This window comes from uncultured Butyricimonas sp. (assembly GCF_959596855.1).
Classification (GTDB): domain Bacteria; phylum Bacteroidota; class Bacteroidia; order Bacteroidales; family Marinifilaceae; genus Butyricimonas; species Butyricimonas muris.
In genome coordinates this window covers 24170-46625 of sequence record NZ_CAUFYA010000039.1, presented here as the reverse complement: position 1 = coordinate 46625, position 22456 = coordinate 24170, and the positions used below count along the sequence as shown (strand labels likewise).

General features: G+C 42.8%; 18 protein-coding genes. 2 read left to right on the top strand and 16 right to left on the bottom strand.

Annotated elements, in window-relative coordinates; genetic code table 11:
- Positions 1-16 precede the first annotated feature (16 nt).
- From Q5866_RS15525 to Q5866_RS15485, 9 genes are all read right to left on the bottom strand, one after another.
- Positions 17-1186: a FecR family protein gene (locus Q5866_RS15525; RefSeq protein ID WP_303181183.1), complete on the bottom strand. Its 1170-nt coding sequence runs from the start codon at positions 1184-1186 to the stop codon at positions 17-19.
- A 112-nt stretch (positions 1187-1298) separates the two neighbouring features.
- Complete coding sequence (locus tag Q5866_RS15520) at positions 1299-2243, bottom strand: HipA domain-containing protein (RefSeq protein ID WP_303181181.1); 945 nt, start codon at positions 2241-2243, stop codon at positions 1299-1301.
- A 2-nt stretch (positions 2244-2245) separates the two neighbouring features.
- Positions 2246-2575, bottom strand: a complete 330-nt coding sequence (locus tag Q5866_RS15515; RefSeq protein WP_303181179.1) for a HipA N-terminal domain-containing protein — start codon at positions 2573-2575, stop codon at positions 2246-2248.
- The gene (locus Q5866_RS15510) at positions 2572-2790 is read right to left on the bottom strand and encodes a helix-turn-helix transcriptional regulator (protein ID WP_303181178.1); all 219 of its coding nucleotides are present in this window, start codon (positions 2788-2790) and stop codon (positions 2572-2574) included. Before Q5866_RS15510 ends, Q5866_RS15515 begins: the two co-directional genes overlap by 4 nt.
- Positions 2791-2897: 107 nt before the next feature.
- Entirely contained in the window at positions 2898-3449 is a 552-nt protein-coding gene (locus tag Q5866_RS15505) for an RNA polymerase sigma factor (RefSeq protein ID WP_303181176.1), read from the bottom strand.
- Positions 3450-3471: 22 nt separating this feature from the next.
- Complete coding sequence (locus tag Q5866_RS15500; RefSeq protein ID WP_186978528.1) at positions 3472-5052, bottom strand: lytic transglycosylase domain-containing protein; 1581 nt, start codon at positions 5050-5052, stop codon at positions 3472-3474.
- Between the two features lie 10 nt (positions 5053-5062).
- Positions 5063-5776 (bottom strand): DUF5683 domain-containing protein, encoded by a 714-nt coding sequence (locus tag Q5866_RS15495; RefSeq protein ID WP_303181174.1) that lies wholly within the window; start codon positions 5774-5776, stop codon positions 5063-5065.
- Positions 5777-5784: 8 nt separating this feature from the next.
- Positions 5785-6675: a ParB/RepB/Spo0J family partition protein gene (locus tag Q5866_RS15490; protein WP_227217740.1), complete on the bottom strand. Its 891-nt coding sequence runs from the start codon at positions 6673-6675 to the stop codon at positions 5785-5787.
- Positions 6676-6771: 96 nt separating this feature from the next.
- The gene (locus tag Q5866_RS15485) at positions 6772-7542 is read right to left on the bottom strand and encodes a ParA family protein (protein WP_186978526.1); all 771 of its coding nucleotides are present in this window, start codon (positions 7540-7542) and stop codon (positions 6772-6774) included.
- Between the two features lie 144 nt (positions 7543-7686).
- Between Q5866_RS15485 and Q5866_RS15480 the strand changes: the two genes are divergently transcribed.
- Positions 7687-8403, top strand: coding sequence for a DNA alkylation repair protein (locus Q5866_RS15480; protein WP_186978525.1), 717 nt, complete (start codon positions 7687-7689; stop codon positions 8401-8403).
- 51 nt (positions 8404-8454) lie between these two features.
- Positions 8455-10323, top strand: coding sequence for an ABC-F family ATP-binding cassette domain-containing protein (locus tag Q5866_RS15475; RefSeq protein WP_303181172.1), 1869 nt, complete (start codon positions 8455-8457; stop codon positions 10321-10323).
- A 70-nt stretch (positions 10324-10393) separates the two neighbouring features.
- Here the strand turns inward: Q5866_RS15475 and Q5866_RS15470 are convergent, their stop codons facing one another.
- From Q5866_RS15470 to Q5866_RS15440, 7 genes are all read right to left on the bottom strand, one after another.
- Positions 10394-13054: a zinc-dependent metalloprotease gene (locus Q5866_RS15470; RefSeq protein ID WP_303181171.1), complete on the bottom strand. Its 2661-nt coding sequence runs from the start codon at positions 13052-13054 to the stop codon at positions 10394-10396.
- An 82-nt stretch (positions 13055-13136) separates the two neighbouring features.
- Positions 13137-14246 carry a TlpA disulfide reductase family protein gene (locus tag Q5866_RS15465; RefSeq protein ID WP_303181169.1) on the bottom strand — a complete coding sequence of 370 codons (1110 nt, stop codon included), beginning with the start codon at positions 14244-14246 and terminating at the stop codon, positions 13137-13139.
- Between the two features lie 8 nt (positions 14247-14254).
- Entirely contained in the window at positions 14255-15187 is a 933-nt protein-coding gene (locus tag Q5866_RS15460) for a hypothetical protein (protein WP_099291912.1), read from the bottom strand.
- A gap of 18 nt (positions 15188-15205) precedes the next feature.
- Entirely contained in the window at positions 15206-16699 is a 1494-nt protein-coding gene (locus tag Q5866_RS15455) for a RagB/SusD family nutrient uptake outer membrane protein (RefSeq protein WP_303181166.1), read from the bottom strand.
- Between the two features lie 10 nt (positions 16700-16709).
- Positions 16710-20354, bottom strand: a complete 3645-nt coding sequence (locus tag Q5866_RS15450; RefSeq protein ID WP_303181164.1) for a SusC/RagA family TonB-linked outer membrane protein — start codon at positions 20352-20354, stop codon at positions 16710-16712.
- Positions 20355-20522: 168 nt separating this feature from the next.
- Entirely contained in the window at positions 20523-21689 is a 1167-nt protein-coding gene (locus tag Q5866_RS15445; protein WP_303181162.1) for a FecR family protein, read from the bottom strand.
- A gap of 120 nt (positions 21690-21809) precedes the next feature.
- On the bottom strand, positions 21810-22373 hold the full coding sequence (locus Q5866_RS15440; RefSeq protein WP_099291908.1) for an RNA polymerase sigma-70 factor: 564 nt from the start codon (positions 22371-22373) through the stop codon (positions 21810-21812).
- Positions 22374-22456 lie beyond the last annotated feature (83 nt).

The window sequence follows — 22456 nt, the reverse complement described above, 5'->3', positions numbered from 1 at the left end:
TGCCACCGGTTATTTTTTAGTATATATACACTGTCGTTCCTTTAATCTCGAAACGGGGACCTCCCAGCAATGTCAATGTACTTAACACGCTTCCCAAATCCTCGTTACGATTGATTTTCCCGGTAAAGGTATGCTTCACGTTCCGGTCGCCCCGCCACTCGTAAGTCACGTTGTACCAACGTGCCAACATACGCATCACACTCTCCAAATCATCATCATCCAATATGATAATGCCATCCCGCCAAAGCGATTGTATATCCATGTTTACCTTTTTCACCGAAATATCATCAGCCCCCACTTCCCAATTAGCTTGCATTCCCGGTGCCAATACTTCCTTCAATGAAGTTTGTTCCACGGACACCTCTACTCGCCCGGTAAACAAAGTAGTCTGTATTGCAGGCTCATCGGTATAAGCCATGATATTAAACGAAGTCCCAAGAACACGGGTCCGCATCTCTCCCGCCTGCACGACAAACGGGTGCAACGAGTCGGGAGTCACTTCAAAAAAAGCCTCTCCCTTCAAATCGACCATCCGATTTTTCCCTGTAAATTTCACAGGATAACGTAACTCCGAATCGGAGTTCAAAAATACTTCCGTCCCGTCACTCAATACCAACGAATAAATACCTCCGCGAGGCACCACTATCGTGTTGTACTCCACTACAGAATCCTGCATCTCTTTCTTCATCTCGTACGCCACTTGTCCCGTCCGGATATTAATACTCGTACCAGATGTGGCTACCGAAGTATCCCTATCTCGCAAGGCAATCTTCTGCCCATCGTTCAGAATCAACAATGCCTGTGTCTTTCCCGGCTCTATGACAGCCATCCGTACAACTGTTTCGTCCTTGCCCGCCCGTTGCAACCCGAACCACAAACCAAGCCCCAGTAACAAGACCAGTCCCGCTGCATATGCCAACCATGTCCTCCTCCCGATAGATTTTCTCTCCCTCGTAAGCCGCTCCAAACGCCGCCATTGTTCTTTCCGGTCGGACAAACGCACGATATCCTGAAATTCCTCGTTCTTCTTCCCGCCCGACACTTGTCTGAACAATTCCTCGTGTTCCTCGGATTCCTCCAACCACTCCCGCAACCGCCTTCCCTCTTCCTCGTCCAACATCCCGCCTCCCAACAGCTTCTTCACTACGACATTCGCAATACTTATTTCTTTTTCTATATCACTCATACTATATCATTTTTCCGTAAACTACACCCTATAATTGCGTAACTCGGAAAAGCGGGTGAATAGAAATGTGATTTTTTTCAACAAACTTACAATCACTTGAAATCGCTATGCTTTATTTTTTTAATAATGAGATTTTTATGCTGATTATTTTTTTATATTCATTTTTCATCTCTTCTGACAAGAATGATATATCAATAAATTCAAACCACTTTTGTTGAATCTTTTGAAATTTATCAAAGATATTACCAATCACCTTTTCTTCCATTCCAGATGACCGCATCGCAATTATAAAATCAGTTTTCCCAATCTTACGCTTCTTACCGTTTAACGTCAACGCTAATTCCTCCAAATCTTCAGGCATAACCAAAACCGTCGAAAGCATATCGTATGCAGGAGTAAGAATATACCTCTCTTTTTGCTTACTATACAAAGAAAAATTTTTCAAATGCATATCAGCATTACCGGTAACCCAAGAAAACACCACTTGCTCCCAAAAATTAACAATATCCAATTTAGGAACAAACGAATATTTCTGAATGGCTTTGGCTATCTGCTCGTACGAACCTTTGTATTTATGCTCAGTAAGACGTTCTGTCAGTTGACACATATCCTCCATTCCCAATTTTTCCCCTTTATCTGTTCGATCAATACGGCGAGTAATGTAACACAATTCTCCATCGGCAAAACGAACAAGACTGTGAGGAACAACCTTTATTTTTGCCAATTCCGCCAAATGCATAGTTAAATCCTCTATTTCCGGCAGACAAGCAAAACGACTGGCTTGAGGTTTTAATATATATCGTCCCCACAAACCAACAATGGTAAAACGCTCAGCCTCATTCTTCTCTCCTCTATTTATGTCCAAAGACAATTTAGCCTGCACTCCCGTTAAAGTCACTTGACTACGTATCACCTGCTTGGCAAGCTCTGTCAAATCTTCTCGCGTATAAGGTAACTCGGGAACCTTAGGTGTACCAAATATTTTTTTTGAACACCCCTGATGAAAATCTCGTTCTCCCTCAGTAAGTTCCTTATAACAATATAAACACCTTGCCATAGTTATTCCTCGTCATTAATTATCGGCTCTACACCAACCGCACCGATACAATCTTTACAACAAGCTAATAATAAAGACATTCGATCACGTGCATCAATCTTCCAGTTTTTCTCGGCGATATTAAGCAACCAACCTTCGGGAATAAGTCCGTCGAAAAAAGGGAAAAGTACTTTATCTTGAAAAGGTTCACTTCTCAGAGGCAGTGTCAAACTAATTGGTTCCGCATTACTTGAACGCAAGAAATCGGCATCATACTGGAATATATAACCGTTTTCATTCTCTGTGATTACACCGGCTTTAATACCACGTAAAAACACAACAGCCTGTTTCATAATTCATTATTTCTATCCATGGGTACAACCCCCACTTCACTTCCAAATAAATTCAATATCTGGTTTACTTTATCCAATCTAAGAGTCTGCTTACCTTGTTCTAATTCACGAACAAAACGTAAGCCTACTCCCGATTTCTCCGATAACTCAGCTTGTGTAAGTTCATACTGTTTACGCATATTCTTTACAAATTTAGACAAAACCGTTTGCTCCATAATTTATACCCTTTAAGGTACAAATATAACACAATATTTTCAATTTACACCCTTTCGGGTATAAAACACATCTTTTGTATTATACATATACCCTTTCGGGTATAATTTCACCCCACGGACAAGAAAAGCAACAACGCCCTCAAATGTTTCAACCTCTCTCTCAACGTCTGGTATCCAACCTTTTTCAAAGTCTTCACCGTATTAGGAGAAACACACATCTCTTCGGCTATTTTTTCGACAGTCATATCCTGCATACTTAACTCGATAACCCGTCGTGTTTGAGCGGGAAGTTCACGAACGGCTTGTCGCACCTGTCCACAGATTTCGGCAGTAATTAAAACATAATCCCCGGTAACGCTCTCCTCCCATTCGATACTTTCAAGAATACGTTTCCGATTGGTTGTATCGCGCAGAAACGCCAATATTTTGTTTTTGATAACCGTGTATAAATAGGTCTTTACCGCTAACAAATTATAAAAGTTATTCCGGTTATTCCAATACAAAACAAAAGCCTCCTGAATGATATCTTCGGACTGTTCTTTATCGTGCAACATCTTGTACACGTAATAAAACATCCGCTGATATAATCCCTCGTGAAGCTCTCCAAATGCCACACGATCGCCCTTGGAGATTCGTTTTATATGTGAGTCATCAAGCACAACTTTATAGACTTTCGTCCGATTATATCTTTATCTTTAATTTTTGTCCCGGTTTCAGGTTCTTCACCATCTTCTCGGAAAGCCCGTTCCATTTCATGATATCCCGGTTGGAAACACCCGGGTATTTTTTAGCTATACTCCACAAATTATCTCCCCGTCGAATCGTGTAATAAAAGAACTCACCTTCAGCCAACGATTGGGTTTCCACTTCCGAGTTGGCGGCAACCCCCGCATACCGGGTATTAACCTTTGACTGATAATGTGCCACTTTATCTTTAGGCACGTAAACCGTCAATTTTTGTCCTATATTAATACGGTCTTTTGTCATCCCGTTCCAATACTTCAAATCAGACAACCTCACGTTGAATCTCTCGGCTATCTTCCCGATAACATCCCCGCTTTTCACCGTGTATATCAATTTGGCTTTATTACTCGGGGCTGCATGAGCGTGAGCGTATTTCTTGAAACGGCTCTTCGGGTCGGCAGTACGGTCACTGTCATTAAAATAAGAATTACGGTTATAAGCAAAAATCGTATCCTGTTTGTCAATAAAATTCGCCACGTGATTATAAGGCATCCGCAAACTATAACTTTTCCCGAATCCGGCAGGTACAATATCCGAACGGTATTGTGGATTTAAATCCCGAATCTGCTCCACGGAAACATCCATCAACTTTGCCATTTGCTCAAAATGCAAGGCGTCGGAAATCATTATCGTGTCACACATGGTCGGCAACTCGTTCTCTAGAGGGAATATATTATGCTCCTTGTGATAATTAAACGTGTACATCGCCGCTATAAAAGCCGGCACGTATCCGCGAGTTTCCCTAGGCAAGTGGAAATAAATATCCCAGTAATTCTTCTTGCTACCGGAACGACGGATAGCCTTATTCACGTTGCCCGGTCCGCAATTGTAAGCGGCAATTACCAGAATCCAGTCCTCGTATATCTTGTACAAATCTTTCAAAAAACAAACAGCCGCCTCGGTCGACTTCACCGGGTCCCGACGCTCGTCAATAAAAGAATTGATTTCCAACTTGTACATCTTTCCTGTCCCGTACATGAATTGCCATAGTCCGCAAGCCCCTGCCCTTGAAAAAGCCCTCGGGTTCAAGGCACTCTCGATCACGGGCAAATATTTCAATTCTTGAGGTAACCCCTCCCGATCCAATACTTCCTCGAAAATAGGAAAATAATAAGAACTCAAACCTAGCATAGCACCCACTTGAGCCCTACGCCTTACGGTATAAAGTTCTATATAATTACGCACGATATCATTATATGACAACTTAATCGCGGAATTCAAAGCATCCAACCGGTTCAAGTAAACCGAATCGGGAACAGCCGGACCGCTCTCGTACCCCATAAGGTAAACGGAATCCACGTAATTACCTTCCTCCAACCGCGTCACATACCATTTACCATACAAATCATCCAATCGTTCGATAAACGCTCCCGGGATAGAATCCACGAGTAGAACAGGAGCCGATAATTTCAATCGTGACGGCGGTTCAAGACGCACTTTCAATGAATCGCGATCACTTTCACCAAATACCGTGTTACAACATAAAATAGCACATACCCACAAAAATAAACAACGCATGTTTTTTCCTTTAAAAATTAAATGTTAGTGTTAATCCCACGGTACCCCCGCTGACAGGCGAGAATCCGGTAGAAGGTCGGACATTAAAAGATATATCATCATTTACCTCGAAATCATAGAAATGCGCGAATACCGTCGCATCAATAATCTGAATCAAATATATACCTCCCGAAACGATATATAGCAAATCCCGATTTCGTTTATAATTATCTTTCTTCGTTTTCAACTGTTCCTGCAAACGCTTCCGCTGACTGGAATTAAATGCCTCTGCCGTGCTACCGGGCCTCATTAATTTATCCCAACTGGCGTTCGCCGGATAGGGTGTTTCAGGATCTTTCTCCAAAGCATTCAAGTAATCCGTATAATCCACGAAAGCATTCCGGTACTTTTTAAAATACTTCATGTTCCACGACAAACCGTAAACAGTAGCTCCAATACCCCCGTACAAGATTGGCACTTTCCACCACTGACCGTTATACACCTGAGCCGAACCCGGGAGTATCATTGCCATAATGGTTGCCTTCTTGGGAGAATGTGGCTTCTTATCTTCCTTCAACGAGGATTTTAAAATCTCCGTTCCCTCGAATGATAAAGAATCCGTCTGAACAATCGTATCTCGCGAAGTTGCAGGAAACTCCACGCGATAATACTCCGACGCTTTTATTCCCGTACCAATCAGCAAAACCGGGATGATCAAAACTATGTTCTTTAAAATCCTTCTCACTACAAATTCTATTTCTTATCCATCTTATCCAGTAACTCCACGATACGTTCCAGTTCGCTGTCGGACTTAAAAGATATAACTATTTTCCCCCGCCCTTTCTCGTTACGTTTCAAATCCACTTTCGTGTCAAAATAACGTGCCAAATGGGATTGCAACGCCATATAGTCGCCTATCGGTTCACGCTTCCGTTCAACCTTTTTCTCTTTCGCTTCCTCCGGTTGCATCAGTTCCCGCACAATCTCTTCCACCTTCCGGACAGAAAAATCATATTTCAGGATTTGCTCGAAAATCATATTTTGCGTTTCCGGGTCCTCGATATTAATAATGGCACGGGCATGCCCCATACTGATCTTCCGGTCTTTAATAGCCAACTGTATCGGGGCAGGAAGTCTCAACAAACGCAAATAATTGGAAATCGTGGTTCTCTTTTTACCCACGCGCTCGCTCAAAGCGTCCTGAGTCAAATTGCACTCGTCAATCAAACGCTGGTATGAAATAGCGATCTCGATAGCGTTCAAGTCCTCGCGTTGGATATTCTCTATCAACGCCAATTCCAACATCGACTCCTCTTCCACTTTCCGGATATACGCGGGAATAGTTTCCAACCCCGCTAATTTGGAAGCCCGGAAACGACGTTCTCCGGCAACAATTTCATATTTCCCTTCCTCGACCTCTCTCACGGTGATCGGTTGCACGATGCCGATAGCCTTTATAGAAGCGGCAAGCTCCTGTAAAGCCTCTTCATCAAAAATAGTTCTCGGCTGGTTCGGGTTCGGACGGATATCACTCAGTCTCAACTCTTCCTGTAAAGCAGAAGAACCGCCCCTCGGCTTAGACTCCTCGGCAGCATCCTGCAACAACGCACCCAATCCCTTACCTAATGCACTCTTTTTCGCCATAACCTTTATAATTTTAGATTTATGATTTATGATTTCAGATTCATTCATTATCTCGCATTTTCAATCATAAATCGCAAATCATAAATCATCAATCTCTTAGTTTTTTTTATTCTTTTCCAGTAACTCGTTTGCCAAACTCAGGTAATTTACCGACCCGCGGCATTCTGCATCGTACAGGATGACAGGCTGCCCGTAACTCGGGGCCTCGGCAAGCTTCACGTTCTGTTGAATCAAGGTCTCGAACACCATATCTTCAAAATGCTTTCTTACCTCTGCCACCACTTGATTGGACAAGCGCACGCGACCGTCATACATGGTCAGCACGAATCCCTCGATTTCCAAAGCCGTGTTCAAACGTTTCTGGATAATCTTGATCGTGTTCAACAATTTACCCAACCCTTCCAACGCGAAATATTGACATTGCACCGGAATCATCACGGAATTAGCCGCCGCTAAAGAATTGACAGTCAACAATCCCAAAGAAGGAGAACAGTCTATTAATATATAATCATACTGATCTTTTATCCCGGCAAGCATCTTCGCCATAACGCTCTCTTTCTCGTCGAAATTCAGCATCTCCAATTCGGCACCGACCAAATCAATATTTGACGGTAATAAAAATAAATTCTCGATATCTGTTTTTAGAACGGCTTCCTTCGGGTCCAACCCGTCAACCAGACACTCGTAAATGGTCGCCTTCAGTTCTTTCAAATCATACCCAACACCCGTTGTCGCGTTTCCTTGAGGGTCTGCATCTACCAACAAAACTTTCTGCTCCAAGACAGCCAAACTAGCTGCCAGATTCACAGACGTCGTTGTCTTTCCCACCCCTCCTTTTTGATTCGCGATAGCTATTATTTTGGACATAAAATTCACTTTTTACGATTATGTGGTAAAAATACAATTAAAAAGAATACACACCCCTTTTTTCGTCATTTTTTTAATAACAACGGGCGCTTTTTTACTAACATTAATTACCTTTACCCCGAGAATTAAAGACGAAGAGGGAAAATGAGAAATACCACGGAAGAAATTATAAATGAAATAAATAAATACCGGGATGAAGAGAAAGCAGCTTTCCTGCCTCGTTTCTTCAAAACGGGAAAAGGGCAATACGGGGAAGGCGATCAATTTATCGGGGTTGTCGTGCCCAACGTCCGCATCGTGGCGAAAAAGTACATGGACACAGATCACGATACACTCCGGGAACTACTGGCATCCCCCGTGCACGAGTATCGTTTGGCGGCTCTCCTGATATTGACTTATTATTACGCGAAACATAAAGACGATGCATCTAGAAAAGCGTGCGTCGACTTCTATTTAAGCCAAGTCGATGCCATCAACAACTGGGACCTCGTTGATTTGAGTTGTTACAAAATATTGGGACACTGGCTGCACAACAAAGACAAACAGCTCCTGTACGATTGGGCGCACACCGACCACCTCTGGAAACAACGCATTGCCATGATATCATGCATGCACTTCGTGAAACACGGTGAATTCAAAGACGCACTGGCTATCGCCGACATTCTCCAACACCATTCTCACGATCTCATTCACAAGGCGGTCGGGTGGATATTACGGGAAACAGGCAAGGAAAACGAACAACTATTGACGGATTACCTTATTCCCCGCTACAAGAGGATGCCCCGCACCATGTTGCGCTACGCCATCGAACGTTTTGAAGAACCCAAGCGCAAAGCCTTTCTCCTAGGGGAATACAAATGACAATCTCATTTTCAATCTTAAATCTAAAATCATTAAATCTAAAATTAATTCATGGTTAGTTTTTTACAAGTTGATAGTCTGAGTAAACGTTTCGGAGAACATCTATTATTTGAAAATATAACGTTTAGTATTGCCCAAAATCAAAAAGTTGCCCTAATCGCTAAAAACGGTATGGGTAAATCCACCTTGTTACGCATCATCTTCGGTCAGGAAACCCCGGACACGGGTACGGTTATTTTTAGAAATGATGTTTCACTCGGATTCTTGGAGCAAGATCCCGAATTAAATCCCGAGAATTATGTTTTCGAGGAAGTTTTCAACACGGAAAATCCCACGCTAAAACTGATCAAAGCATACGAACAAGCTGTAAAAGATAACGACACGACAACACTGGAAGAATTAATTCCACAAATGGATGCTTTACAGGCATGGGATTATGACTCCCAGATCAAACAAATATTATCGGAATTAAAAGTTGACAAATACACCCAACGCATCAAGGAACTTTCCGGCGGACAAAAGAAAAGAGTCGGTCTGGCAAAAGTACTGATAAGCAACCCGGACTTCTTGATTCTGGACGAGCCTACCAACCATCTGGACGTGGAGATGACTGAATGGTTGGAAGACTATCTGGATAAGACCAAAGCCACCCTTCTCATGGTAACGCACGACCGTTATTTTCTGGATAGAGTGTGTGACAAAATTGTCGAGATTGATGATTTCGGTATCTTCTCGTATGACGGCAACTACTCGTACTACCTCGAAAAAAGAGAAGAACGCATTGAAGCCCGCAACGCGTCAATCGACAAAGCCAAGAACCTTCTGCGCACCGAACAGGAATGGATGCGCCGTATGCCGCAAGCAAGAAGCCACAAGGCAAAATACAGAATCGACAATTTCTATAAAATCAAAGAAGTCGCCTCGCAGAACATCTCCGAACAACAATTGGAACTGGACATCAAGGGGCAACGGCTAGGCAAGAAAATTCTGGAACTGGAACACGTCAATAAAAGCTACGGGAACCTGAGCGTACTGAAAGATTTCACGTACAAATTCGTGCGGGGCGAAAAAATCGGTATTATCGGTAGAAACGGCGTCGGGAAATCCACGTTCCTCGACATCATAACCCGCCAGATAGAACCGGACAGCGGAACCATCGAGATCGGGGAAACCGTGGTCTACGGGTATTACAAACAAGCGGGTATTACCTTCAAAGAAGACGATCGCCCTATTGACATCGTCAAAAACATATCCGAGAAAATTGACCTCGGCAACGGACGCGTCATGTCAGCCTCCCAATTCCTCGAATATTTCCTGTTCCCGGACAAACTGCAATATTCACTCGTTGCCAAGCTCAGCGGGGGGGAACGCAGGCGGTTATACCTTTTGACCGTGCTTATGAGTAACCCGAACTTCTTGATTCTGGACGAGCCTACCAACGACCTCGACATCATGACCTTGAACGTGTTGGAAGAATATTTGCAATCATTCCAAGGCTGCCTAATCATCGTGTCGCACGACCGATTCTTTACCGACAAAGTGGTTGACCGGGTATTCGCTTTCGAGGGTGACGGTATCGTGAAAGACTTCCCCGGGAATTATACCCAATATAAAAACAAAAAAGAAGAAGAAGAACTCCTTCGCAAACAAGCCGAAAAGAAAATCCCCGCCGCCCCCAAGCCCGTCCGGGAAAAAGAAAAAGTACGTAAACTGACCTTCAAGGAAAGGCAAGAAATGCAACAACTGGAAACCGATATGGAAAACCTGAACGTCGAGAAATCCAAATTGGAAGATGCTTTAAATTCCGGTACGTTAGGTGCGAATGAACTGGTCAAATCCTCCCAACGCATCGCCGAAATTATTGATATTCTTGACGAAAAAGAAATGCGCTGGCTGGAATTGAGCGAAATTGAATCGTAAATGTTTTCCCAATAGCTAAAAAAGGCTGTTCAAAATAAAATGAACAGCCTTTTTGTTTCCATGATTAAAACTATTTACTAACTTGCTTAACAGCCTCCGCCATAGATATCAAACTTTCATAGTGTACTCTATCATCGCGATTAGCAGCCCCCACTTTACTCTTCAATAAAGTAACTACCCGATTCAACATCGCTTGATTGTAACCGAAAGTTTCATCAATCATACCTATTTCCACCTCTTCCTGGAAAGGACTGGCAGCCTGCCCGAACTGAACAGGTAACAATTTCCTAGCTACAGTTCCCACTCCACTCTCTTGTTCCATTTCCTGTAAATGACGATACATCTCATCCATGAAACTTTTGGAGAATAAATTGTATGCCATAATCTCCTCTAAAGAAGGATTTAAACTTTTAATTGCCCGCGTATTCTTAATATAGTCAGTGCAGGTAACACCCATTCTATTAAAAATATTCTTCTGCAACAATTTTTCCTCTTGATTCAATTTCTTTCCTTGTATAGTCGGAGCGAAAACACCGGCATACAAATCATCGTAATAATCGCCAATCGTGTAAAGATTCTTATCTTGTGAAACATGAGAAGAGAGAAGAACCATCGCCCTTTTGCTTTCAATCACCTTGCTCACGGCAGCAATGATCTTTGCAGACGGGTACACGGCTAACTTTGTTTTATTAATCAATTCCGGACGATCGATCCACGAGCTATTTCTCAACTCTTTCAACACCCATGCCAACGCTTCTTTTTGTTTCGCACGTGCTACCGATTTCACGGCTTCACCGGCTGTTCCGTCTTTCACTTGCGACAAGTAAACACCTCCAACCTGATACAACGCGTTCAACAAGTAACGCGTGTATTGCTCTTGAATTCCAGAATAAAGTTGCATCCGGTGAGAGAAATCCGGGTCATCTGAAATCCACTCGTTCAAGTGGTTCAAGATATACTTCAAGTTCTTTATCCCGTAGGTTCCTGCCTTTACGGGATCATCACCTAAATCTTCCTCCAACGCGCTCGGGTCTATACGGAAAACCAATTGTTGACGCCCGTAACGATAGCAAGGGTCTCCGGCTTTCTCATCAATCCATTTCTCGGCGATTTTAGATTCCTCCCACATATCCTTGGCTTCCGGCACAGGAGAATACAACCATTTAATCACGTAATAATCATACACGCCAAGATCGGGAGGTGTCAATTTCACCCCTTTATCTCCCGGTTGCGCTACATAATTGAAACGAGCGTAGTCCATGATAGAAGGAGTTGTCCCGTATTTTTGAGTGAAAGAGGCGGAACGCAACGAATCCACCGGAACGGAAGCCGAAGCAGACATGTTATGCAACATACCCAAGGTATGACCTATCTCATGCGTGATAACATACGTGAGCGATTCATCAAAAACATCTTTCGGCATCTTAACGGCACGCACACGAGGATCTACTTGCGCCGTCTGAACGAAACGCCAGTTATTAATCAACTGAACAACATTATTGTAAACAATCACCGAAGCGTTAATAATCTCCCCGGTAGTCGGGTCCACCCAAGACGGTCCCATGGCATTTGCCTCCGCGTTGGGGCAATAACGGATACAAGAATATTTCAAGTTATCGGGATCAAAATTCGGGTCATCCTTCGGGAAATCCTTTGCCACCATCACGTTCTTGAAGCCGATCTTCTCGAAAGCTTTATTCCAATTCAAAACAGCCGCTTTAATCGGACCTCTCCACTCGTCCGGGAATGCGTCATCCACGTACCACACGATCGGTTTCACGGGTTCTACAAGCTCTCCGCGCTTCCACGCTTCCATGTCTTTCGGTTCTACCCTCCAACGATTAGCCAAAACATAAGTATCGAAACCGTCCTTTTCTTGGGATATCTTCCGGATAGGGAACTGCATTCTCGCACTCGCCGAGTTCAACGAGTAAAAAATTCCGACTCGGGAATCCTGTACACGAGGTCTCATTTTAGAATCCGGCAACAAAAGAAAAGTAATCACGGAACGAGTCGACACTTGTCCTAAAGGTATAGCCCCGAACAACGTCATATATTGAGCCTCCACGGGTTGAGCCACTTCCAACGACGCGTTATCTTCAAACGCTTTCACGCCTTCAAAAGTAAATTTACTTGAAACCGGAGAAGAAGTGAGCAATCCGCCACTAACTTTCGGGGCAAGCTCCTTACTATCTTTTATAAATGAAGTCACTTCAATCACCACGGCAGAACTATCCGCATTATACGAGTGAACGGAGAACGATTTTGCCGGAATATCGATATAACTTTTCTCCATGGCTTTCTTCACCCACTCTTTATCCTCTCCCATCGTGGCAGCCAAATTAGGCTTGTTGAACACGATAGACGAATCTTTCTTCACCACGCGATAAAGAACAGGCTCATTGTATTTATACCCCACGTTAAGCAACAATGGTTCAGAGGTGGCAGACAATGTTCCTCCCACTAATATATCACGCCCCATGTACTTCAACGGGTATTCCAAATAAATCTTCTGATCTATTTTATGAATGGTCAAGAAATCACCTTTCGCGGTAACGATTCCCGGACTTTCCATCAACTTTTCGTACTTACTTTTCCTCTTAACAGGCTCTTTCACCTCTTCGGTTGACGCTTTTTTCTTCTTCTTTTTGAACAATTCCCCTGCATAACTCTCTCCGGTTGCAAGCACAAGCAAAGCCAACAACAATAAAAATGAAGACAATTTTCTCATTTTTAATAATTTAAAATTAAACATTATGATTACATAAAATACAAACTTCCATATTTCAAGACGCTATAAACAATCATCGCTTCTATTCAGATTCAGCATTCAACAACTCTTGCACTTTCTTACGCAACACGTTTCGATGCAATTCTTTAGCCGCAAACTTACCCTCTCTGTCCAGAACCACTAAATAAGGTATCCCCTCAATTCCCAAATCTGTACGGATACCATCTTTTTTATAGCCACGCGGATTCCGGTAACTCTTCCACGGGAGCTGTTCTTCCTGACAGGCTTTCAACCATTTCTCTCTGGAATCATCCATGGAAATACTCACGACACGCAACCCCATATGAGCGAAATCTTTATACAATCGCCGCAAACTTTTCATCTCACTCCGGCAAGGTCCACACCACGATGCCCAACAATCAATAACCGTAATGTATCCTTTCAAAGAATCCAGTCGAATTGTATCACCCGCTTCATTCTCCAAAAGATAATCCGGGAAATCTTGACCGATAGCACTCACGGAAACTCTTTCCAACTTGTCTTTTAAAGTTTTCCCGATACTCAACTGCTGTATTTCCGGCGACAGCAAATCATACATCTCTTTTCCCCACTCGTAATGCGACTTCATTTCTTCGCTGGCTAAATAAGCGGCATACACGTTATCGGAATACTTTTTCACCAAATCACGAGCAATAGAAAAACGTAAATCATCAAACCACAACCTCTCAGACATCAAACTATCGAGCAACACCTGATCGTTCCTCGTGGAAGCCTGAAAAATACTTAACCCGGAGGCATTCTCTTCTACCACCTTATCGTAAAGGTCATTAAATGTCGCCAAACACGCTTTTCTTACCTCGTTGGCTCTCGAGCCTCTTAAACTATCACCACGAATTCCCTGCTGCGAAGAAACGGTTATACTCATCTCATTCCCATCTAAAAACAGATCCGCTTGCCGTTCGTTGATTTTCAAACGATATAACCCGGGCTCCTGAATAATCCCTTCAAAAGCATATTGCCCGTCTACCAATTTTCCCGAATACAGCACTCTCGAGTTCTCCCCGGTAACAGCCAGAGTAACCTGTCCCGTATCCACGTCAGTAACATTTACTTTTAACCGGAACGATTTTCCTTCTTGAGAGGAACACCCCATCATTCCGGTCACTAACACGAATAAAACAAGTACTTTCATTTTTTTATTCACTTTCTCGCAGCCAAATCCTCTTTAACCGAAGCGACCAACTTTTTCATATACTCATATTTACTCAATATGATTGAATGCTCGGCATGAGTCTTTTGAAAGTTTACCTCATCATCTTTCAACACCTCCATAACAAAATCAAGTACATCCGCAGATTCTGTCGGGCAGACATAAGCTTCCCCCCAATATGAAGAAGGAGTAGAACTTAAAAAACCATATTCTTCTTTAGATTTCCAAGCAAATGTCGCACCCCATAAAGAATTTCGAATATCTTGACGGTGCATAGCTTTTAACTCTCCATTCAAATTAAAATTATCCGAAAGCCTATAAAAATCTTCCAACTGCTCCGGATAACTATTCACTAAAGCATGCGCCCATTCAGACCCCCGAACTCTCAAACCAAAAGCTTCTTTATCTTCCCGTGTCATATCCTTTAATTCCGCGATACGAGAGATTGCCGCTCCCGACATTCCATAATAAAGATCTACCGGCTCATCACTAAGTATCATGTCTTCCACAAGCAAAAAGCATCTAGGTTTCATACCTGCTTGCTGGAAAGGAATAACATACTCTTCCAAAAACTTCACACCCTCCAGTATATCTTGACGCTGTTTCGAAAGAGTGTATTTCAAACTGGTCACATCTTCCTCTATAGAGTAACCTAACATCATGGTCTTATAATAAATAATCGAATCCCCGTTCGCATCCAAGCCTCTATACTCCTTTCCGATCGTGTCATTATAATAAACAGGCATTTGGTATTTACTATAAATTTCATAAATCAAATGATCCAATTCATCATTGGGATTATCCTTTATCACGTACCAATCCACATCCACGTTTGACGGAGATAACGTACTATTTTCATCATCATGACAACTTGCCAAAGCAAACAATGACAACAATAATATTCCAATTAAATTTTTCATCATCAATCACTTTTTCGATTACTATTCATATTCCACATACACGGGAGCAGGTCTTTCATTATTTACCATATTACCATCCGTAAACTGTAATTCATACGTAGGGATTGGCAAAACCCACCCACCGTTAGGATAGGCTTCCAGTTCATAATATCCATATGCTATACCAGAATCCTTAACGCGTACCTCATGTCTTATCGGCTTTGTTTCCGGGTATTTGGGACTCACTGAATAACGACGCAAATCGAACCAACGATGTCCCTCGAAACACAATTCCAAACGACGCTCATTCCGGATGAAATTCACCAAATCTTTCCCCGTTTTTGTTGCAATATCCGGCACACCACCAGCGCGATAACGAGTTGCTAGAAAAGAATGCATAACCTCTCTCGCACCCTTATCATCATCCAACATCGCTAACGCCTCAGCCTTATTCAAACAAACCTCCGCGTACCGCACCAAGTTACAATCAGACACTCCTCCATCCGACCATTTTTTAAATTTCGAAGGGTAATTCCCGTAGGAATTAATCTCAATCCCAAATTGATAACGCAAATCATTTGCTTGATTAGAAAAAGCATCTTCCAAATCGGCAGACATCGCATACGTCGGCTTCGAATTCCATCCCACCATAGCATTTAAACGATATTCTCCCATGGAAAAAATCGTTTCCGGAGATTTGGAAGAAAGCATGCTGGAACCCGATGCCAATGCATTCAAGTCCTGTAAACGATAAGCTGCCTGCATAATGGTATCGCATTGTTTATCACACTTTTCCCATTCTCCCATGTAAAGATACACCCTGCTCAACAAAGCTCTAGCCGCCGATTCATTAGCCCGATAAACCGAAGGTTGCACGACACCTTTTAAATTCGAGATAGCCTCTGATAAATCCTCCACCATCAAACCATAAACCTCTGCCACCGGATCACGGACAAAATCTTTGTCTTCCACCTCCGCGCTCACTTTAATAGGAACACCCAAATCCGTGGCGGCACTCCCCGCCACATAAGGTTCGGCATACAAATTCACCAACCAGAAATAGTAAGTAGCTCTCAAAAACAAGGCTTCCCCCTTAACCCGATGGTAGTCCGCACCGGCATCCTGAAAGGCTTCCACCTCATCCAATATCACGTTCAAAGAAGCTATATGCTCGTACAACCCACTCCACACTTCGTCATTCTCAACAGTTCCATTTTCACTCGTACTCGGTAACTTCAACCACTCGTAATACCCCAGATAAAGCGCATTCCCCATACTTCCCAAATAACTTGGTCTAGATGATAACTGCACATCATCATCCATCAAGTGAATCCACGAAGCTATCGTTGTTTCACCTTCATCTTCGTATTGACCTGTTTCTCGAGAGATCATGTAACCATCTCCTACCAGCAACTCGCTTAAATCCGAAATTGAATTTACATATTGCAAATCTCTAGGATACTCTTCTAAAAAATCCCCACAAGCCACTAACAGTACACTCCACAGAATACCAAATATATTTATTATCTTTTTCATACGCTACAATTTAAAACGTTACATTTAAATTCATTGAAAAAGTCGGACAAAGCGACATATTAATCGACGGGGCAGAACCCGATTGAACAGCCGGATCCTGTCCCTTTAACTTCTTGTCACAAATCATAAATAAGTTCGTGCAAGAGAAACCGATATACGCCGACTTCATATACATTTTCTTCGCGAAAGCCTCCGGTACATTATAACGTAATGACAAAGATTGCAACTTGAGATAATCACCGCTAACCACCCGAATATTGGAATTATCCCACATATTCCACAGGTTCTTCCCGAAATTATAAGGTTTTTCCACGCACCACATTCCCATCGTCTGTCCAAACCTTGCACCGGAAACGATACCCGGAATCGTCGTTTTGCGTTCATCACCGGGATATCTCCAACGATTTATAAACTCTTTCCTCGCGTTCGCTGTTGGCTGGGGAGCTATCGTTCCGTAAGTAGTTTCCAAATCCGGGTACATCTTTAACAAACGAACTTTAGAACCCAAACTATAAGCCAGATTAAACGATAAAGTAAATCGACGATAAGTAAAACTATTGGTCAATCCACCCTGAATAACGGGCACACGAGTACCGGAATGTTCTAACACGGTGGTAAACACATCATCACGATCCATTGCATCGTACAAAGCCCCCCTATCCAACACAACATTTCCCTCCTCGTCATAATCATACTGGTCTACATCATAAAACATCGGACACCCGTCAGTCGGATCCAACCCTTTAAACTTGTACGAATAGAAAGTATTCAAGGGACGTCCCACGATTTGGGCACTACCGTTCAAGTAATCTTCATAAGTATACCGGTCATGCATGGATTTATCTTTCACCTTCCGTCCTTTCGTCAACTGATTCAATACCTGCCCCAACTGAGGATCAAAAATCCATCGGAAACCATTAGGATTCTCCGCGGAAAGCGTGTTCACGGGAATAACTCTCAACGAGAACTCGAATCCCTTATTTTCCAAGGTTCCCTTGTTCAGCACGTAATCTTCTCGCCCGTTAACACGTGAAATTGTTTTCGTCAAGAATGTGTCATTCGTCTTCTTATAATAATAACTTACACTGGCAGATAATCTTCCTTTAAATAAATCAAAATCCAACTGCACATTGGTAGAAGCCGTTTTTTCCCATTTCAACGAGGGATTCGGGAACGTCTCAACAAAAGAAGCGTACTCACCCAAAGTAGAATTCATGTCCCCCTTGCGTATAACCAACTTCGAACTTTCGGACTCTAACATATTTCCTTGATAACCAAAAGAAGCACGTAAAGATAAACTTCCCAACCAATTTACATCCTCGAACAAATCATTCTTAATATTCCAACGTCCGGATACAGACCATATAGGAGTAATTTTATCATTCGCCTTCGTACCGAATTTATTAGACGTATCAAAACGCATATTCGCGTTAAACATATACAGCCCTTTGTAATCGTATGACAATGATGCGTAACCGGAAACCAAATTCGTTTTGGAATCAGCAAACACACCTCTAGCCTCACTCGTTTGACTCCATCTACGGAACGCTTGATAATAAGCCAAATCTATCTCCGCTACCAACAGACCTCGCTCCGGAGTATATCCCCGATACGTTTTACGTGCACTCGTGTAATGACTGGAAGAAGCCTCCGCACCGACTGTAGCCACAATCTGATGATTCCTCTCCGTATCCAAATACTTGTTGAAATCCAACTGGGCACGCAAAGTCCAAGACTCACTGTCGGAATTTTCTTTCTTCAACTCTCCTCCCACCGGACACTCGTTCACCTGATCCTCGTCTTTATCGGGATCTTTAAGTAAACTATCCGTCTGTCTTAACTTTCTCACGTAAAAAGACTCCTGACCATACCAAGTATCCACGTCCGTCGAAGAAGTGGAATACGAGAATGTCAAACCTAATTTCAAAGGCTCAATCATACGCCAATCAACAGTAGCGTTCACACTCATACTCTTGGAATCCACATCATAAGAGCTATTATTCATCTCATTAATAATACTATATGGACACCAATCATTAGAATAACCTCTACGTTTATAAAACCACAAACTTCCATCTTCATTAAAAGCGGGAAGAGCCCGGCTCGTGTTATATGCATATCCCAACACATTTACCTCGGAAGGAGTATAAGAGCGATCGGACACATTTCCATTCATACCAAAACGCAAAGTCACGTTATTCAAATTAGCCGTCAGATTCACACTTGTCGTGTAATTCTTCATTCCTTCCCCTTTCGTCGTTCCTTGGCTATCATTATATCCCAAAGAAGCGTAATATTTTAACGAAGACGATCCCCCGGAAATACCCAAAGTATGCCTATGAGACCAAGAATTCTGCAACAGCAAATCCAACCAATCCGTGTTCATCGACTCGTATCTGCCTACCTCTTTTTGGAACTGATTGAAATCAATCTTGTCATTCCAATAATCACGTAAAGCCCCCTCGTATCCGACCCACGAGTCAACCGTGTTATATACAATTCCTTTCTCTACCAATTCCCTCGACAAAGCGATTCTCTCCTTCGAATTCATCATATTCACACTTTTATCCCCGTAATGCGGACGACGCGTAAAAGTTCCCGCTACCGAATAATTAATCGTCGGGGGACCCTCCTTACCCTTTTTAGTCGTGATCACGATAACACCGTTTGCCGCACGAGCACCGTAAATAGCGGTAGCCGAAGCATCTTTCAAAACATCTATCTGCTCAATATCCTCCGGGTTCAATCCGGAAATCGCATTACCCAACAAATTCACGAAATCCAAATCATTAAGCTGCGAGGGATCAATATCCACCGGATCCTGTTGAATAATTCCGTCTACCACCCAAACAGGTTCCTGATTCCCTAAAATAGTAGAAGTCCCCCGGATTCTCAAACGTGGAACAGCACCCACTTGTCCCGAATTCTGCATAAAAATCATTCCCGGCACATGCCCTTCCAACATCTGGTCGATACTATTCAATCCCGGCACGATAATATCCTCCGCCTTGATCGAAGTCACGGCACTTGTCAGTTTCCGCTTGTCAATCGTCTGATACCCCGTACTCACGACAACCACCTCATCCAAGGTTACCTCCGATTCCTTCATCACCACGTTAATCGTATCCTTACCCGTGTAAGCGACTTCACGATTCTCCATTCCCACGAAAGAAAACAACAAGGTAAACTTTTCCATCGCCGGCAAATTCAAGACATACCGTCCCTCCACGTTCGTCACCGTTCCGAGCGTCAAACCCTTCACCAGCACCGTCACACCCGGAAGAGGAAGTTTCTTCTCGTCCGTTACCCTACCCACGATACGGATACTTTTCTTTTGTTCATCATCCGCAACTTTCACCTCACGCTTCACCACGATAATATTCCCCCTGAAATTATAGACCAAATCCGTCCCTTCAAAAATTCGCTTCAACACATTCTCCACGGTTTCACTCTCCACCTTGATTGATAACTTCCCCAATTGGTTTGTCTGCTCCGTATTAAAGAGAAAATGTAAATCCGTCTGTCGTTGAATCTCATCAAACAACATTTTCACCGTTACATTTTTCATGTCCAAACTCACTCTCTCCTGTTGGGCAAAACTACTTGCCGAAAGAGAAAATGTAAATCCAATCATTAAAACGAGAAACACTCTCATAATTTTCCAAAATTTGTGTCCACATCCCCGTAAGAATGGCGGACAATTTCCATTTTTTTGCATACATTTGTAGTTGAATAATTAACAATTATCAATAAGCTTCACGCCAATAAAGCTCAATGATGATTAAAACACACGGGAGGTGCTTCCAACGCCTTCCGTTTTTTATTATCGTGAAATCACTATTGTACGCCCCTTCACCGAGAACAACACACCAGTAGCCTCGGTTATAACATCAAAAATATTTTGTATCTCTTTATACCTTCCCAGATACCCGGAAAAATGCAATTGCTTCACGGATTCCGTCTGATAGAATACTTCCACGTCATACCACAAAGAAAGAGTAGTCATGATATTCTCCAAAGTTTCATCCTCGAAAGCAAAAACACCTTTCACCCAAGCCAAATACTGCCGGGGATCCACCTGTCGAATCGCCATCGAACCGTCTTTCGGATCAAAACAAGCAAGCTCTCCCGGCTTCAAAACACATTCATTCCCGGAACGGATAGCCTTTATCCCGACTTTTCCACTTTCCAAAACCGTTTGAATCCCTTCCGGTCGCCGTGTATTCACGTTAAACGAAGTCCCGTACACTTGCACCTGCACCTCGTCCGTCATCACGTAAAACGGGCGGGTAGAATCCGTTGCCACCTCAAAATAAGCCTCCCCGGAAAGAAAAACCCGACGTTCATTCTCGTCAAATATCACCGGGTATCTCAAATCCGTGGCTGAATTTAACGTAACCCGGGTCCCGTCGGATAAAGTTAAATGAAACTCCCCGCCCTTGGGAATTTGCAAGGTATTATACTTCAACTCAATTTTTTTCCCGTTCCCGCCGTCCTCGTACACCAAACCACCATCCGTCCTGCGTACCCTTCTCCCCTCTTCCAACCTTATCTCGCTTTCTTCGCTCTTGCCCAAAGACACTTTCACTCCATCGGAAAGAATCAACGTCGCCTTATTCATCCCGGGATAAATCACCCCGCCAATCTGCTGTGGATCCAAAGTAACATCTTTACCCGCCAGCCAAACCGCCAAACCGATCGCAACCGGTATAACTACCGCCGCCACGTACTTCAATACACGTGTAAACAACTTAGGTTTTCTCGCTTGAGTCCGATTCAAGAAACAACTCCACCCTTTTTCCATATCAATATCACGAAATTCCGGAAATTCCGAAGCAAAACGATTATCCCGCAACATCTCCTTGAAAAAACACCGATTTTCTTCCCGTTCCTCCACCCACGATTCCAACACGGCCTTCTCCTCATCCGAAATCGAACCTGCCAAGTAAAGACGGATCAATCGAACAATATTTTCATTATACACATTCATTATACATCTTTTTTTTACTCCCTATACGACAAGAGTACCCAAAAGAGGTAAAAGAAAAATCACTTTTTTTACCGAAAAAACATCAACCAATTGATTTCAAGCAAGAAAAAAACAAAAAAATCAAATCAACTTAAATAACAGAACCCAGAAAAACACATTCCCTAAACGCTCCTTCAAAAAACACACCGCGTTTCTTTTATGCGCTTTCACGGTTTGAACAGACAATGACAACAACTCAGCAATCTCGTCATTCTTTTTGCCTTTTAAATGCAACTCGAACACCTCCCGACAACGTTCAGGCAACTCACTAACAGCAATATACAACTCCCGGTAAATTTCCTCCCTCATCAAGCCGAACTCACCATCTTCCCCCTCTTGTTGATTCTCCATCATGTAAACAACATACCGCTCCTCCACTGCTTTGTGTTTCAAATAATCCAAACACTTGTTATTTACTAAATCATACAAATACGCCCGAAATCCACGATAGGAATTAAACACCTTACTCCCCTCCCATATAGCGATAAAAACCTCCTGCACGATATCTTCGGCAACCTCCCTCTGTTGTACTCGACGCATCGCATACAACACCATGTAGCTGTAGAATCGTTTAAACAACTCCCGGTAAGCCGAAACTTGCTTCACATTAATTTGCCGAATAAATTCACCGTCAACATTACACATACCAACAACTTATTCTGAATCAGTCCGTACAAAAATAATACATAATTCTATCTTTTTGAAGGGAAACTTTAAAAAAAGCATCC